At 61.9% G+C, this 14,287-nt stretch carries 13 protein-coding genes; 3 read left to right on the forward strand and 10 right to left on the reverse strand.

Annotated features, from left to right (window positions below; translation table 11 throughout):
- Positions 1-213: 213 nt before the first annotated feature.
- Positions 214-387, forward strand: coding sequence for a hypothetical protein (locus J3P73_RS16790; RefSeq protein ID WP_003541368.1), 174 nt, complete (start codon positions 214-216; stop codon positions 385-387).
- Between the two features lie 417 nt (positions 388-804).
- Here the strand turns inward: J3P73_RS16790 and J3P73_RS16795 are convergent, their stop codons facing one another.
- On the reverse strand, positions 805-1,683 hold the full coding sequence (locus tag J3P73_RS16795; protein ID WP_018074160.1) for a 50S ribosomal protein L11 methyltransferase: 879 nt from the start codon (positions 1,681-1,683) through the stop codon (positions 805-807).
- A 68-nt stretch (positions 1,684-1,751) separates the two neighbouring features.
- Entirely contained in the window at positions 1,752-2,354 is a 603-nt protein-coding gene (locus J3P73_RS16800) for an SCO family protein (protein ID WP_130675438.1), read from the reverse strand.
- 324 nt (positions 2,355-2,678) lie between these two features.
- Between J3P73_RS16800 and J3P73_RS16805 the strand changes: the two genes are divergently transcribed.
- A complete protein-coding gene (locus tag J3P73_RS16805; protein WP_003541378.1) occupies positions 2,679-3,149 on the forward strand; it encodes a chemotaxis protein CheW in 471 nt (156 codons plus the stop codon).
- Positions 3,150-3,422: 273 nt separating this feature from the next.
- Here the strand turns inward: J3P73_RS16805 and J3P73_RS16810 are convergent, their stop codons facing one another.
- Together J3P73_RS16810 and J3P73_RS16815 are read right to left on the reverse strand one after the other, a co-directional pair.
- Positions 3,423-3,917, reverse strand: coding sequence for a CreA family protein (locus J3P73_RS16810; RefSeq protein ID WP_027683758.1), 495 nt, complete (start codon positions 3,915-3,917; stop codon positions 3,423-3,425).
- Positions 3,918-3,993: 76 nt separating this feature from the next.
- Complete coding sequence (locus tag J3P73_RS16815; protein ID WP_130655898.1) at positions 3,994-4,584, reverse strand: 3'-5' exonuclease; 591 nt, start codon at positions 4,582-4,584, stop codon at positions 3,994-3,996.
- Between the two features lie 283 nt (positions 4,585-4,867).
- Here J3P73_RS16815 and J3P73_RS16820 point away from each other — a divergent pair, with 283 nt between their 5' ends.
- Complete coding sequence (locus J3P73_RS16820) at positions 4,868-5,404, forward strand: GNAT family N-acetyltransferase (RefSeq protein ID WP_130661948.1); 537 nt, start codon at positions 4,868-4,870, stop codon at positions 5,402-5,404.
- Between the two features lie 32 nt (positions 5,405-5,436).
- Here J3P73_RS16820 and ligA read toward each other — a convergent pair whose 3' ends face one another.
- The 6 genes from ligA to ftsZ form a co-directional block, all read right to left on the reverse strand.
- Positions 5,437-7,593, reverse strand: coding sequence for an NAD-dependent DNA ligase LigA (ligA, locus tag J3P73_RS16825; protein WP_130675440.1), 2,157 nt, complete (start codon positions 7,591-7,593; stop codon positions 5,437-5,439).
- 307 nt (positions 7,594-7,900) lie between these two features.
- On the reverse strand, positions 7,901-8,428 hold the full coding sequence (locus J3P73_RS16830) for a DUF6886 family protein (protein WP_024320791.1): 528 nt from the start codon (positions 8,426-8,428) through the stop codon (positions 7,901-7,903).
- Between the two features lie 99 nt (positions 8,429-8,527).
- A complete protein-coding gene (gene recN / locus J3P73_RS16835) occupies positions 8,528-10,201 on the reverse strand; it encodes a DNA repair protein RecN (RefSeq protein ID WP_075224105.1) in 1,674 nt (557 codons plus the stop codon).
- A 5-nt stretch (positions 10,202-10,206) separates the two neighbouring features.
- The gene (locus J3P73_RS16840; RefSeq protein WP_018074152.1) at positions 10,207-11,076 is read right to left on the reverse strand and encodes an outer membrane protein assembly factor BamD; all 870 of its coding nucleotides are present in this window, start codon (positions 11,074-11,076) and stop codon (positions 10,207-10,209) included.
- A 257-nt stretch (positions 11,077-11,333) separates the two neighbouring features.
- On the reverse strand, positions 11,334-12,290 hold the full coding sequence (lpxC, locus tag J3P73_RS16845; protein ID WP_018483854.1) for a UDP-3-O-acyl-N-acetylglucosamine deacetylase: 957 nt from the start codon (positions 12,288-12,290) through the stop codon (positions 11,334-11,336).
- A 262-nt stretch (positions 12,291-12,552) separates the two neighbouring features.
- Positions 12,553-14,271 (reverse strand): cell division protein FtsZ, encoded by a 1,719-nt coding sequence (gene ftsZ / locus J3P73_RS16850; protein ID WP_130686677.1) that lies wholly within the window; start codon positions 14,269-14,271, stop codon positions 12,553-12,555.
- Positions 14,272-14,287: the final 16 nt, after the last annotated feature.

The raw sequence follows: 14,287 nt of genomic DNA on the forward strand, positions 1-14,287 counted from the left end.
AACTGATGGGGAGAAAAAGCGACCAAACGAGTCGAAACCTCTGGTGCCGCTCAACATTTTGACAGAACTGTGACGCCAAAAGTTAATTTGGCACGCTTTATGCAATGGCCGCATGGCTCCCATGAGCGAAACCCTCTGCCTCCGCATTTCAGAATAGCTATATAGGCGTCATCGAACGGTTCGCGATGAACCTATAACAAAGGAATTCTTGAAATGACCGCCTCTCTCTCGCGCTTCGCATATAGCAGCCCGGTGCAGGCTGGCGAACGCCAGACCGTGCGTCACGTGATCGGCGCCCGCCGCCCGCAGAACGAGGACAGCCTCAAGCTGCTCGGCGCCGGCCAGCGGGCCACGCGCCACAAGGGCGCCCCCAGCTACGCGTTCTAAGCCTGAAAGCCAGTCCGTCTCCTCCCTCCCGGACTGGCCTATTGGAATGCAGTAGAGCCCGCTTGAGCGCTCCTCCCCTTGAGCTCGCGGGCATTGGCCGGATAGACCGGTCCAAGGCGGTGCCATCGGCACCGCCTTTTTTCTTGCCTTCAACAAGGCTCACGGAGCGGCTCCCTTTCGATAAGGCGATGCGGCACCCGCCGCCGCCCTCATCCCTGTGCTTGTCACAGGGATCCAGTGCGCCCAAGTCCTTGGGCGCGGGAAACTCTCTTCAAGCTCGTATAGAGTCATTCACCGCGCAGACGCGCGGTGGCTGGATCCCTGTGACAGGCACAGGGATGAGGGTGGGGAGGAGGCGCATTGCCTTAAGCAAGGCATGCGTTGCAGGAGAAATCACCTGCTCACAGCCTTGAAAACTCAAGGACGATCGAGATGAATAGTCACCCAGCCGTTGCGCCAGATGGTTCTGACATGGCGAAGCCTCGCGCCACTATAGGCGGCAATCACCTTCCAGCGCTGCCCGGCAAGGATGCCGGAGAGAATGACCGATCCGCCAGGCGCAAGATGCGTCGCAAGCTTCGGTGCCATGCGGATCAGCGGCCGCGCAAGAATATTGGCGATGATGAGATCGAAGGGACCGTGCTCGGAAAAGGCCGTCGAATGAAAGCCCGGCGCAGTCCTGGTGACGATGCCCGAGGCGATGCCGTTGCGGCGCACGTTCTCGGCCGCCACCTTCGTCGCGATCGGATCGATGTCGGTCGCCAGCACCGGTATGTTCCTGAGCTTGCGCACCGCTATCGCCAGCACGCCGCTGCCGGTGCCGAGATCGAGCGCGTTGCGGACCGGGCGCGAGCGCACCACGGCATCGATCACCTCGAGACAGCCCGCCGTCGTGCCATGATGGCCGGTGCCGAAGGCCTGGCCGGCATCGATCTCGATGGCGATGTCGCCGGGGCGGATCTTGTCGCGGTCATGCGAGCCATGCACCAGGAAGCGCCCTGCCCGGACGGGCTTCAGCCCCTCCAGCGATTTCACCACCCAGTCGATCTCGGGGATGACTTCCCGCTCTAGCCGGGCATCAGGGAAAGAGGCCTTCAATGCGTCCTCGACGCGGGATTGCACCTCAGCCTCGTCCTCGGCCATCATGTAGATCGAGGCTTCCCAGATATCCTTCTTCTCATCGATCTCGGTGGTGCCGATGGCAAAGTCTTCTTCACCGAAGACCGCGCTCAGAAGGTCGAGGATCTCTTCGGCCTTGCTTTCGGTCGTCGTCACGTAAAGGCGGATTTCACTCACGATAGGCGGTCTTTCCCGTTTCCGTTGCCCGCCGCCGGTCGATCCAACGCCCCATCACGCTGAAGCTGTCACCCCTTGCTGGCGAGATTCTCCAGCTTCTTTACCGCCGTGTCAGGGTTTTCGCCATAGGCGATCGTTCCGGAAAACCGCCCGGCCGAATCGAGCAGGAAGACCGAGGCGGTGTGATCCATCGTATAGTCGCCGTTCGGATCCTTCTCGTCGACCGGCACTTTCTTGGCGTAGACGCGGAACCCCTTGACGACCTCGGCGATCTTGTCAGGCGGGCCTGAAATGCCGATGATGCGCTTGGAAACATTGGAGACGTATTCGTTCATGATCTCAGGCGTATCGCGCTCCGGATCGACGGTCACGAAATAGGCCTGCAGCTTGTCGCCCTTCGGATCGACCTTCTCCATCCAGCCATTCAGTTCGAAAAGCGTCGTCGGGCAGACTTCCGGGCAATGGGTGAAGCCGAAAAACAGCGCCGTCGGCTTGCCGCGCAGCGCCTGCTCGGTGATCGGCTGCCCGCTTTGGGAGACCAGGGTGAAGGGCACGCCGAAGGGCGGTTCGGCCACCACGTCCCTCGACTTCGTCAGGTTGAGCGTGTACGCGCCGAGAAACCCGGCAAGTATCAGGACACCGACCCAGACGGCGATGCGGAATGTCTTCATTGGCATGATCCTCGATCCAGGCGGATATGTACCGCCCGCCCTTTGCCCCGCGTGATTATAGCCTCGACCGGACGCGCGCAATTCAAGAATATGTTTTCTGACTGGTGATAAATTGTCTCACGGATAGAAACTGCAACGGCAACGAAATCCGACCTCAGGAATCTGCGCGGATCAAAAATGGCATGTTTGTGAATAGCTTGCCTTTAGAGCGACGGGTAATCTGAAAATACATATCGTTAGGAAAGACTTAAGCCGTCACATCTATATTTAACAGCAGTTCTGCATCGCCTCTCCCGCCGGGGACAACTGGGAAGAATTCTGACCATGAACAACAATAACGCCATCAAGCAGTCGGGCGCTTATCTCGAAATCGTTTCGTTCCACCTGGGCGATCAGGAATTCTGCATCGACATCATGGCCATCCGCGAAATCCGCGGCTGGGCACCAGTGACGCCGATGCCGCACACCCCGCCCTATGTGCTGGGTCTCATCAACCTGCGCGGTGCGGTGATCCCCGTCATCGACATGGCCTGCCGCCTCGGCATGAAAATGACCGAGCCCTCCGAGCGCTCGGCGATCATCGTCACCGACATCGCCGGCAAGCTGGTCGGCCTGCTGGTCGAGCAGGTTTCCGACATGATGACCATCAAGAGCGAAGACCTGCAGCCGCCGCCGGAAATCATCCCGGAAGCCCAGCGCGCCTTCTGCCGCGGCATCGTCGCGCTCGAAAAGACCATGGTGTGCTTCTTGAACCTCGACACGGTCATTGCCGACGAGCTGACGCAGGCCGCCTGAGGAATACTCATATCTAGAATTCGAAGGCCCGGCTCGTCCGGGCCTTTTTCGTTTGATGCAGGAGCAAAGCGGCATCGGATCAGCTTTTAGGAAGACCCCTCCCCAACCCCTCCCCACAAGGGGGAGGGACTACCCGGAGCGCCCGCCTCGTTCATATCGAAACGTCGAAGATCTGGAAAGCGGGTGCGGCAAGTTAAGCCCCTCCCCCTTGTGGGGAGGGGTTGGGGCGGGGTCTTTCATCGCAAGCGCGAGAGACCCCGGAACCTCCCCGCCTTATTGCGGCTTCCCATTCTTCCAGACAACGTTCTGGCCATAGAGCGGAATGGTCGAGATCGACATCTTCGCCGAACCGTCGGTCAGTTCGCGCGAATGGGCGAGATAGATCAGCGTGTCGTTCGTCTTGTCGTAAATGCGGTTGACGACCAGCGTCTTCCAGATCAGCGACATGCCCTGGCGGAACACCTCGCTGCCATCCTTGGACAGGTCGATATTACCGATCTCGATCGGCCCGGTCTGCCGGCAGGCGATGGAATTATTGGATGGGTCCTCGAACCAGTTGCCGTTCTTGAACCGGTCGATCAGGCTGCGATCGAAATAGGTGACGTGACAGGTGATGCCCTTGACCTCAGGGTCGGAGACCGCCTCGACAATGATGTCGTTGCCGATCCAGTCGACCCCGACCTTGCCGACGACTTCGGCTGAGGCAGCACCTGCGGAAAGGACGGAGAAGGAAAAGGCGGCGAGGAGAAGATTGCGCAGTCTGGACATGGCGGCTCCCTGAATAATCCGCTTTCTAGATAAGCATGCACCCATGCTTTGCAAGAAATGGGGCTCGCTGTAGGGCTCAGCCTTTCCGGCAGGTGCAGGGCTCGTAGGCCCGCGCCGTCAGCCGGCCGGGCCTCATGCCGATCAGCGCCGGTATCGCGTGAACGGCACTGGCCTTGACGGCTTTCGCCATCTCGATCGCCGCGGCCGCGCAGACCACAGCATCCTCGGCAGCGTTGTGGTGCACGAAACGCAGGCCGAGATGCTCGGCGATCAGGTTCAGCCGGTGCGACAGGAAATGCGGCCAGATCCGCTGCGCCATCTTCAGGCTGCAGAGATAGGTAAGCTCCGGATAGGATTGCCGGTAGAGATCGAGGCTCGCCCGCCAGACGCTGAAATCGAAGGCAGCATTGTGCGCGATCATCGTCGCGCCGCGAAAATCTTCCTCGAACTCGCCCATCACCTCGGGAAACTCGGGCGCATCTTCGACATGCTCCGGCCGGATGCCATGGATTGCGATGTTCATCCCGGAAAAGCGCATCTCCCGCGGCCGGATCAGCCGCTCCTCGACGCGCGTCACCCTGCCCTCCTCGATCCAGGCAAGGCCGACGGCGCAGGCGCTGCCGCGCTGTTCGTTCGCCGTCTCGAAGTCAATCGCGATGGTCTTCAAATCAGCAACCCGAATCGTTTCTTCGGGAACAGGAATACCGCCCCGCTTCCGGCCGCGCAAATTCGACACGACGCATGGTTGACTTTTTAACCCGCATATCGAAACTTGCCGCCATGATCGGTTCCGTAACCATGGCAGCGCTTATCCATCACACCACGACCCTTGAAGGGTACGCGGGAGCGATGGCGCGTTAGCAGCGATCCGATCATCATCCCGAAACCCTGCCGAGGCGAGCAGGGTTTTCGGAAACCGGCTCTCCTCCCGACACAGATGGAGAGCATGAATGTCCGAAAACGAAGAGAATGAACCTCGCGGCCGAGCGCGCCTGCCGGATGGCGTCCTCGTGCGCGCCGTCCGCCTGTCCGATGCCGAGGAGATCACCGATCTCATAAATCTGCCGGGCTACCGGGCCGGCACCTTGCGGCCGCCCTACCAGCCGGTCGAGGAGGTTCGCAAACACATGGAAAACCCGTCGCCGGGCGCGCTCAACCTGGTCGTCACCCAGGACGGCAAGATCGTCGGCAATGGCGGCCTCAACCGCCTCTCCGGCCGCCGGCAGCACGTCGCCAGTATCGGCATGGGCGTGCATGACGATTTCACCGGCCGTGGCTTCGGACGGATCCTGCTCGGCGCGATGGTCGACGCCGCCGACGACTGGCTCGATATCAAACGGCTGGAACTGACCGTCTATACCGACAACGATGTCGCCATCGGCCTCTACCGGAAATTCGGCTTCGAGCAGGAAGGCCTGCTGAAGGCCTTCGGATATCGCGCCGGTCAATACGTCGATGCCTATACGATGGCGCGGCTCAGGCTGTGAGCAAACGGGGCTGGCGGCTTGCCGTCAGCCCCTCACCCGCTGATCAGCGCCAGCCATTCGTCCTCGTCCATCGTCTGCACACCGAGTTCGCGCGCCTTGTCGAGCTTGGAGCCGGCGCCGGGGCCGGCGACGACGATGTCGGTCTTCTTCGAGACCGATCCCGCCACCTTGGCGCCGAGGCTTTCCGCCCGCGCCTTCGCCTCGTCGCGGGTGAATTTTTCCAGTGAACCCGTGAAAACCACGGTCTTGCCGGCAACCGGGCTGCCTGCCGTCACCGGCTGTTCGGCCTTCTGCGGCTTTACCTGTCTGATCAACTCCGAAATCACCGCAACGTTGCGCGGCTCCTTGTAGAATTCGACCATGGCACGGGCGACGACCTCGCCAATACCGTCGATGGCGTTGAGATCGTTCCAGGCGTCGCCGGAAAGTGTCTCGGCCTCCCGCATCGCCGTCTCGAATGCCTCGTAGGTGCCATAGGAGCGCGCCAGCAGCTTCGCGGTAGTCTCGCCGACATGACGGATGCCGAGCGCGTAGATAAAGCGATGGAGCGCAATGCTGCGCCGCTCGTTGATCGCGCCATAGAGCTTGCCGACGCTGACCTTGCCGAAGCCGTCGATATTCTCGAGCTTGGTCAATGATTGCAGCTGCCGTTCCTCCAGCGTGAAGATATCGGGCGCGGTGCGGATCTGCAGCGACGGATCTTCGTTTTCGAAGAAGAAGTCGATCTGCTTCGAGCCGAGGCCCTCGATATCGAAGGCGTTGCGCGAGACAAAGTGCTTCAGATGCTCTGTCGCCTGCGCCCGGCAGATGAAGCCGCCGGTGCAGCGGGTGACCGAATCGAGCTTGCCGGTCTTCTCATGTCTTTCACGCACGGCATGTGAACCACAGACCGGGCAGGTCTTCGGAAATTCATAGGGCCTGGCCTCGGCCGGGCGTTTCTCCATGACGACGTCGAGTACCTGCGGAATGACGTCGCCTGCGCGCTGCACGATGACGGTATCACCAATGCGGATATCGTGCTGGTCGTCGCGGATGCGTTCGCCGCTATTGCCGATGCCCTGGATGTAATCCGCGTTGTGCAGCGTCGCATTGGTGACGACCACGCCGCCGACGGTGATCGGCGTCAAACGCGCCACGGGCGTTAGCGCGCCGGTGCGGCCAACCTGGATGTCGATATTCTCGACGATCGTGAAAGCCTGTTCGGCAGGGAACTTGTGCGCCGTCGCCCAGCGCGGCGAACGTGAGCGGAAACCGAGACGGGCCTGCAGCTCGAGACTGTCGACCTTATAGACGACGCCGTCGATGTCGTAGTCGAGATCCGGACGCTCGAGGCCGATCTCGTCATAATGCGCCAGGATGTCGGCGACCGAGTTCAACCGCTTCATCAGCGGATTGACCGGAAAACCCCAGTCCTTGAAGGTCTGCACCATACCGAACTGTGTATCAGCCGGCATCTCCGACATCTCGCCCCAGGCATACGCGAAGAATTTCAACTTGCGGCTCGCCGTCACCTTGGCGTCGAGCTGGCGCAGCGACCCGGCCGCGGTGTTGCGCGGATTGACATAGGTCTGCTTGCCCTCAGCCTCCATCTGCCGGTTGAGCGCCAGGAAGTCGCTCTTGGCCATATAGACTTCACCGCGGATCTCCACGACGGCCGGCACGCCTTTCGGCAGCTCGTTGGGGATCTCGGCGATGGTCCGGATGTTGGCAGTGACATTCTCGCCCGTCGTGCCGTCGCCACGCGTTGCGGCCGTCACCAGCCTGCCGTTCTCGTAACGGATCGACATCGACAGGCCGTCGATCTTCGGCTCGGCGGTAAAGGCGATCGACTGGTCCGGCAGACGGCCGAGGAAACGATAGACGCCGGCGACGAAATCCTGCACGTCCTCCTGCGAGAAGGTGTTGTCGAGCGACAGCATCGGCCGCGCATGGATGACGGGCGCGAAGGTGACGGAGGGCGCTGCACCGACATGCCGCGATGGGCTGTCTTCGCGAATCAACTCGGGAAACCGAGCCTCGAGCGCATCATTGCGACGCTTCAGCGCATCGTAATCGGCATCCGAAATCTCCGGCTGGTCCTTGCCGTGGTAGAGCGCATCGTGATGCGCAATCTCCTTTGCCAGCCGTTCGAGCTCTGCGGCAGCCTCTTCGATCGTCAACGTGTCGACAGTGGAACCTTCGGTGGACATGGAACATCACTCCAGAGAATCTGCATTGTTTTTTAGAGCAAAATTTCCGGATGAAAAGAGAGGCCGCGTATCCGCCGTGGGGAGGATCGGCCTGCTCACCTCTCCTCCCTCATTCCTGTGCCTGTCACAGGAATCCAGCCACGGCGCGTCCGCGCCGTGAATAGCTCTCTTTCAACGAAGAAGAATCTCCCGCGCCCAACGACTTGGGCGCGCTGGATCCCTGTGACGAGTACAGGGATGAGGGAGATTGAGGTGAGCTTTCGCGCCAACTTTCATGCCGTGGAATCCTTGTTACCGCCCTATCCGGCTATTCCCAATCGCCCGCATTACGCAGCCTGATGCCACTGACATGCAGGCTGGTGCCCCAGAGCCCTTTCAGCGGCGTCAGCGTGTCCACCACCCGAAGCTCCACCCCGCGCGGCGCAAACTCCTGGTCGAGCCGTGAGATGGCGGTCCTCTCCATGGGAATGACGCGTCTGCGGGCCACCCACATGCCGGCATCACCCAGATCCTCGAAGCCCTCGGCCGGCATCTCGTAACGGTGGATCGTCTCCGCTTCGAGCCTTTCCAGCCAATGGCGCTCGACGTAGGCGACAGCGCGCCAGTCGCCGAGCCAGCGCCGCTGTTCGGCCTCCGGCGTATCGGCTGTCGCCCAGAGCAGGATGCGGGGACAATCGCGCGGAAAGAGATACATGAAATCATGATCGGCATCGATTGCCCAGACGAGTGGACCGTTCAGCCATTCCCGGCCGGGCGCGCGGGCAGACGGGACGCGAACCGAGCGTGGCTCGAACGCTACGATACCGGGATCGTCGCTGAAATGGAAAAGTCGCATGGCTTGAGCTCGCCGCCGATCGGGAAGCTTCAGCGCATATCGCGCCGCAGGATGATTGTCATCCCACCAGCTCAAGCGGAAAGAGCATCAGAAGAAAAATCAGCCGTTGCCGGCCAGCAGCCGCTTCGCCGCAGCCCGCGCCTCTTCGGTGACCGAAGCCCCGGCCAGCATACGGGCGATCTCCTCGGTACGGTCCTTCTGCGCCATCGTCGCGACGCGCGTGGCGATCTTCTCGGACCCATCGGCCGACGGTCCCTTGGAAATCAAAAGATGCGTCGCGGCCCGCGCCGCGACCTGGGGCGCATGCGTGACCGACAGCACCTGCACCCGCTCAGACAGCCGCTTCAGCCGCTGGCCGATCGCATCGGCCACCGCACCGCCGACGCCGGTATCGATTTCGTCGAAGACGAGCGTTGGGGCCGATCCACGATCGGCGAGCGCCACTTTCAGCGCCAGCAGGAAACGCGAGAGTTCGCCGCCCGAGGCGACCTTCATGATCGAGCCTGGTCGCGTGCCCGGATTGGTCTGGACATGGAACTCGACGACGTCGATGCCTTCGGCGAGCGCCTCCCCCGCATCCGTGCTGATCTCAACCATGAAACGGGCGCGTTCGAGCTTCAGCGCCGGCAGCTCGGCCATGACAGCCCCGGCCAGCGCAGTGCCGGCATGATGGCGCTTGTTGGACAGCGCGCGCGCCGCCGCATCGTAACTTTCCCGCGCCAGGCCGACCTCGGCTTCGAGCCGAGCAAGCCGCTCCTCGCCCGCATCGAGATCGGCAAGATCGGCGATCATGCGCACAGCAAGCGCCGGCAGCTCGGTGACGGGAACGGAATATTTGCGCGAGGCGGCCCTGAGCGCGAAAAGCCGCTCCTCCACCCGCTCCAGTTCGCGCGGATCGTATTCGGTCTTGCGCAGTGCCGCCTCGACTTCCATCTGCGCGTTGGAGAGCTGGTCGAGTGCTGCGTCGAGCAGCGCCACAGTGTCTTCGAGCAGTCCGGGCGCCTCATGGCTCTTGCGCTCCAGCCTGCGTACCAGCGAGGCGATATGGGGCACCGGCGAGGCATTGCCGTTCAGGAATTCGGACGCCTCGGCGATATCGCCGGCGATTCGCTCGGCCTTCATCATCTTCTGCCGGCGATCAGCGAGCTCTTCCTCCTCGCCATCCTGCGGCGAGAGCTTCTCGAGCTCCTCGACCGAAGAGCGCAGGTAGTCGGCTTCGCGCGCAGCACTTTCAACCTTCTCCCTATGCTTCTTCAGCGTCCGCTCGCTGTCGCGCCACAGGCGATAGAGCCGGGAGACCTCCGAAACCTCGTCGGTGAGACCGGCGAAAGCATCGAGCAGAGTGCGGTGAGCATTGGTGTCGACAAGGGCGCGATCGTCGTGCTGTCCGTGGATTTCGACCAGCATCTGACCGGCCTGGCGCATCAGTTGCACGCTGACCGGCTGGTCGTTGACATAGGCCTTGGTGCGCCCGTCCGCCGATTGTTGGCGGCGGAAAATCAAGTCGCCCTCGTCATCGATGCCGTTTTCACGCAGGAGTGTGCGGGCGCCGTGTTGCATGCCGACGTCGAACACCGCCGTCACCTGGCCCTTATCCTCGCCATGGCGCACCAGGTCGCCGTCGCCGCGCCCACCGAGCGCCAGCGACAGGCTGTCGAGCAGGATGGATTTGCCCGCCCCGGTCTCGCCCGTCAGCACGGAGAGGCCGGTCTCGAAGGCAAGATCCAGCCGCTCGATCAGGACGATATCGCGGATCGAAAGCTGGATCAGCATTGGCCTCAGGAACCGAGAAGAAGTTTCTTGCCCGCTGCTGCGATCCACGAGCCCTTGTTTTCACGCGGCTCGGCACCGCCGCTCTGCAGCAGCTTGTAGGAATCAGCATACCACTGGCTGTCGGGATAATTGTGACCGAGAACGGCAGCGGCTGTCTGCGCCTCGTCGACAATGCCCATGGCGTAATAAGCTTCGACGAGACGCGCTAAGGCCTCTTCGATCTGGTTCGTATTCGGATATTTCTCGACGACGATGCGGAAGCGCGAGATCGCGGCGAGATATTCCTTCCGCTCCATGTAGTAGCGGCCGATCTGCATTTCCTTGCCGGCGATCTGGTCACGCGCGAAGCGGATCTTGGCCTGTGCGTCATCGACATATTCGGAGTTCGGATAATTGTCGATGACGGCCTGCATCGCCTCGATCGTCTTGGCCGAGGCGCGCTGGTCCTGCGTCACGTCGACGATCTGCTTGGAATAGGTGAGACCGATGAGATACTGCACATAGGCGGCATCCTGGGACTTCGGATATTGCGACATGTAGCGGTTGCCGGAAGCAAGCGCATCGTCCAGGCGGCCCTGGCGGTATTTGACGAAGGTGCTCATCACAAGCGCCTTGCGCGCCCATTCGGAGAATGGGTTTTCGCGGTCGATCGCGTCGAACTTGCGCGCTGCTTCCGCCATGTTGCCGGCCTTCATATTGGCAAGGCCCTGGGTGTAGAGCTCGTCAGGCGGATCGGTTTCGAGGCCGAGCTTGGTGATGTCGATATCGGGGTCCGACTGGCAACCAGAGATCGAGGCGCCTGCGCTGAGCACCAGAAGCGATGCGAACAAGGCGCGCGCTGTCTTCATCATACCTTCAGATCCTGCATAACCCATTCGAAAGAACCCCACTGCTGCCGCTCTCTCCACGGCAGCCACGCCTCGCTGGCGTTTCTAGCCACAAATGTGCATCAAGAGCAACGCAATGATAAGGCATTAACGCATTTTTGTGGCAGCAGCCGAAGAATGATCGGCTTTTCAACTTCTTCCCGACCTGGGGCGGCCAAGCATCGGTCTATTGCCGCAGACACGGCCGGACATAAAAAAACCGCCTCCGGGAAAGAGGCGGCCTGGTCTTGAGAATATGCTGGAGGTCATGCCGACCAGGGAGCGAATTCCGAAGCGCTGACTGCGATCAGTTCGCGGGCAGCGACACGCTGGCGTGGCGTCGACGTCTCCACAACCTCGTAGGCGGAGGGATCGGCGAGCAGCGCCTTCAGCGCATTGGCATTCATCTTGTGACCACCGCGATACGAGCGGTAGCAGCCGATGAACTGGGCGCCGGCAAGCGACAGATCGCCGACGGCATCGAGCGTCTTATGGCGGACGAATTCGTCCTTGGCGTAACGCAAACCTTCGACATTGATGACGGTGTTGTCGTCCGAGATGACGACTGAATTTTCAAGCGAGGAGCCAAGCGCATGGCCCGACGCCCAGAGACGCTCTACATCGCGCATGAAGCCGAAGGTGCGGGCGCGGGAAAGTTCCGTCTTGAAGACGGCGGCGGTCATGTCGCCGGCCCACTTCTGCCGGCCGATCAGCGGGCAGTCGAAATCGATCTCGACTTCGAAGCGCGTACCATCATAGGGACGGAATTCACTCCACGAGCCGCCATGCTCGATTCGCACCGGCTTGGTGATACGGATATAACGGCGCTTGACACCGAGCGAGACGAGACCGACCTGCTCGATCGCCTCGACGAAGGGCAGCGAGCTGCCGTCCATGATCGGCATTTCGGAGCCCTGCACCTCGATCACCACATTGTCGAGGCCGAGCGCATAGACGGCGGCCATGACATGCTCGATCGTCGCGACCGAATGGGCAGGTGAGAAGCCGAGCACGGTGCAGAGGTCGGTATTGCCGACCTGCGAGGAAACAGCCTTGAGTTCGGTAATGTCGCCATTGTCATGCAAGCGCTGGAAAACGACGCCGGTGTCCGATTCAGCCGGGTTCAGGGTGATCGAGACGTCAGCGCCCGAATGCACCCCGATGCCCGAAAGCGTCACGGGACGCGATACCGTCGTTTGAAAACCCAGCAAGCCAATTGCCATAAAATCTGCCTTTTATTCTTCCGTACCGGCGGTCTGTCCGATCGGCGCGGTCATCGTTCATTCTGCAGAAGGAGTCTGTCGAAAGGTCTCCTAGGGCAGTTTCCTTGCACCATACTTACGTGCGCCGGCGCTCCAATCCAAATCACTGTTTCTTTCGCTTTGTTACGAAGTCACGCGATTGAAATTGCTCGCGAATCGCAGGCTGAAAAACAGCAATGCCCGGGACCTTGATCCCGGGCATGAACGGTGCCGAAGCACGCACTCAGTTCGACTGGCGACGCAGGAATGCCGGGATTTCCAGCTGGTCGTCTTCCTGCATCATCCGGGCCTGCGGAACTGCCCGGCCCTGGTCGTCGAGGTTGCCGCGACGCGGTGCGTAGAGGCTTGCCTCCGGCGACAGCGGACGGCGCTGCTGCGAAGCGGCCGGCGGTGCGGCGGTCATATCGGCGGCAACGGCGTCGTCGTCACGGCGGCCAAGCGAATTGGTGATTCGCTTGAGCAGGCCCATCGGACCGCGCTCTTCCGCCGCATGCGCGGAAGCCGGCTGCGTGCGGTGGTCGAGTTCAGCCTGGACGACCGGCGGGAAATCCTCGACCTTCGGCATGCGCATCGGTTCGGGCGCCTGGCGGATGATCGGCTCCTGCCGGACCGGTTGCTGCTGAACCGGCTGGCTTATCACCGGCTGGCTCATGACGGGCGCCGGAGCCTGCTGCTGCACCGGAGCCAGACGCATTGCCGGAGCTTCCGGCGCAGGCGCGAAGATCTTGCTCTGCGGACGGAAGGTCTCCTGCTGTGGAGCCGGCTGCTGTAGCGGTGCCGCAGCACGCGGGGCCGGAATTTCGAGCTCGCGTTCCATCTCGGCTTCGCGGATGGTCTGCGCGATCGGATCCATGGCCTTCGGTGCCTGCATCACGGGGGCAGGCTGAACTGCGGCCGCTGCCGGAGCAACAGCCGCGGAGGGACGGATAGCGGGCCTTGCTGCCGGCTGGAGGTTCCGCTCGGCGGCTTCGTTCATCGCCCGGTCGATGCCGGTTGCGACGACCGAGACGCGGATGATGCCTTCGAGCGATTCGTCGAAGGTGGCGCCGAGGATGATGTTGGCGTCAGGATCGACTTCCTCGCGGATGCGGGTCGCGGCTTCGTCGACTTCGAAGAGTGTGAGGTCGCGACCGCCGGTGATGGAGATCAGCAGGCCCTGGGCGCCCTTCATCGAGGTTTCGTCGAGCAGCGGGTTGGCGATCGCAGCCTCTGCGGCCTGCAGCGCGCGGCCGGAGCCGGAGGCTTCGCCGGTGCCCATCATCGCGCGGCCCATTTCGCGCATCACCGAACGGACGTCGGCGAAGTCGAGGTTGATGAGGCCTTCCTTGACCATCAGGTCGGTGATGCAGGCAACGCCCGAATAGAGAACCTGGTCAGCCATGGCGAAGGCATCGGCGAAGGTCGTCTTGTCGTTGGCAATGCGGAAGAGGTTCTGGTTCGGAATGACGATCAGCGTATCGACAGACTTCTGCAGTTCCTGGATGCCCATCTCGGCCAGACGCATGCGACGCCCGCCTTCGAAATGGAACGGCTTGGTGACGACGCCGACCGTCAGGATGCCCTTGTTGCGGGCGGCCTGCGCGACAACGGGAGCAGCACCTGTGCCGGTGCCGCCGCCCATGCCGGCGGTGACGAAGCACATATGCGTGCCGTTCAGGTGATCGACGATTTCGTCGATGCACTCCTCGGCGGCCGCGCGGCCGACTTCCGGCTGCGAGCCGGCACCGAGGCCTTCGGTAACGTTGACGCCGAGCTGGATGATGCGCTCGGCCTTCGTCATCGTCAGCGCCTGCGCATCCGTGTTGGCGACGACGAAGTCGACACCCTGGAGGCCGGCGGTAATCATGTTGTTGACGGCATTGCCGCCACCGCCGCCAACGCCGAACACGGTGATGCGCGGCTTCAGCTCTGTGATGTCAGGCTTTTGCAGCTTGATGGTCATGGTACCTGTTCCTTCT

Origin of the sequence: Rhizobium ruizarguesonis, assembly GCF_017357285.1 — a bacterium.
GTDB classification, from domain to species: domain Bacteria; phylum Pseudomonadota; class Alphaproteobacteria; order Rhizobiales; family Rhizobiaceae; genus Rhizobium; species Rhizobium ruizarguesonis.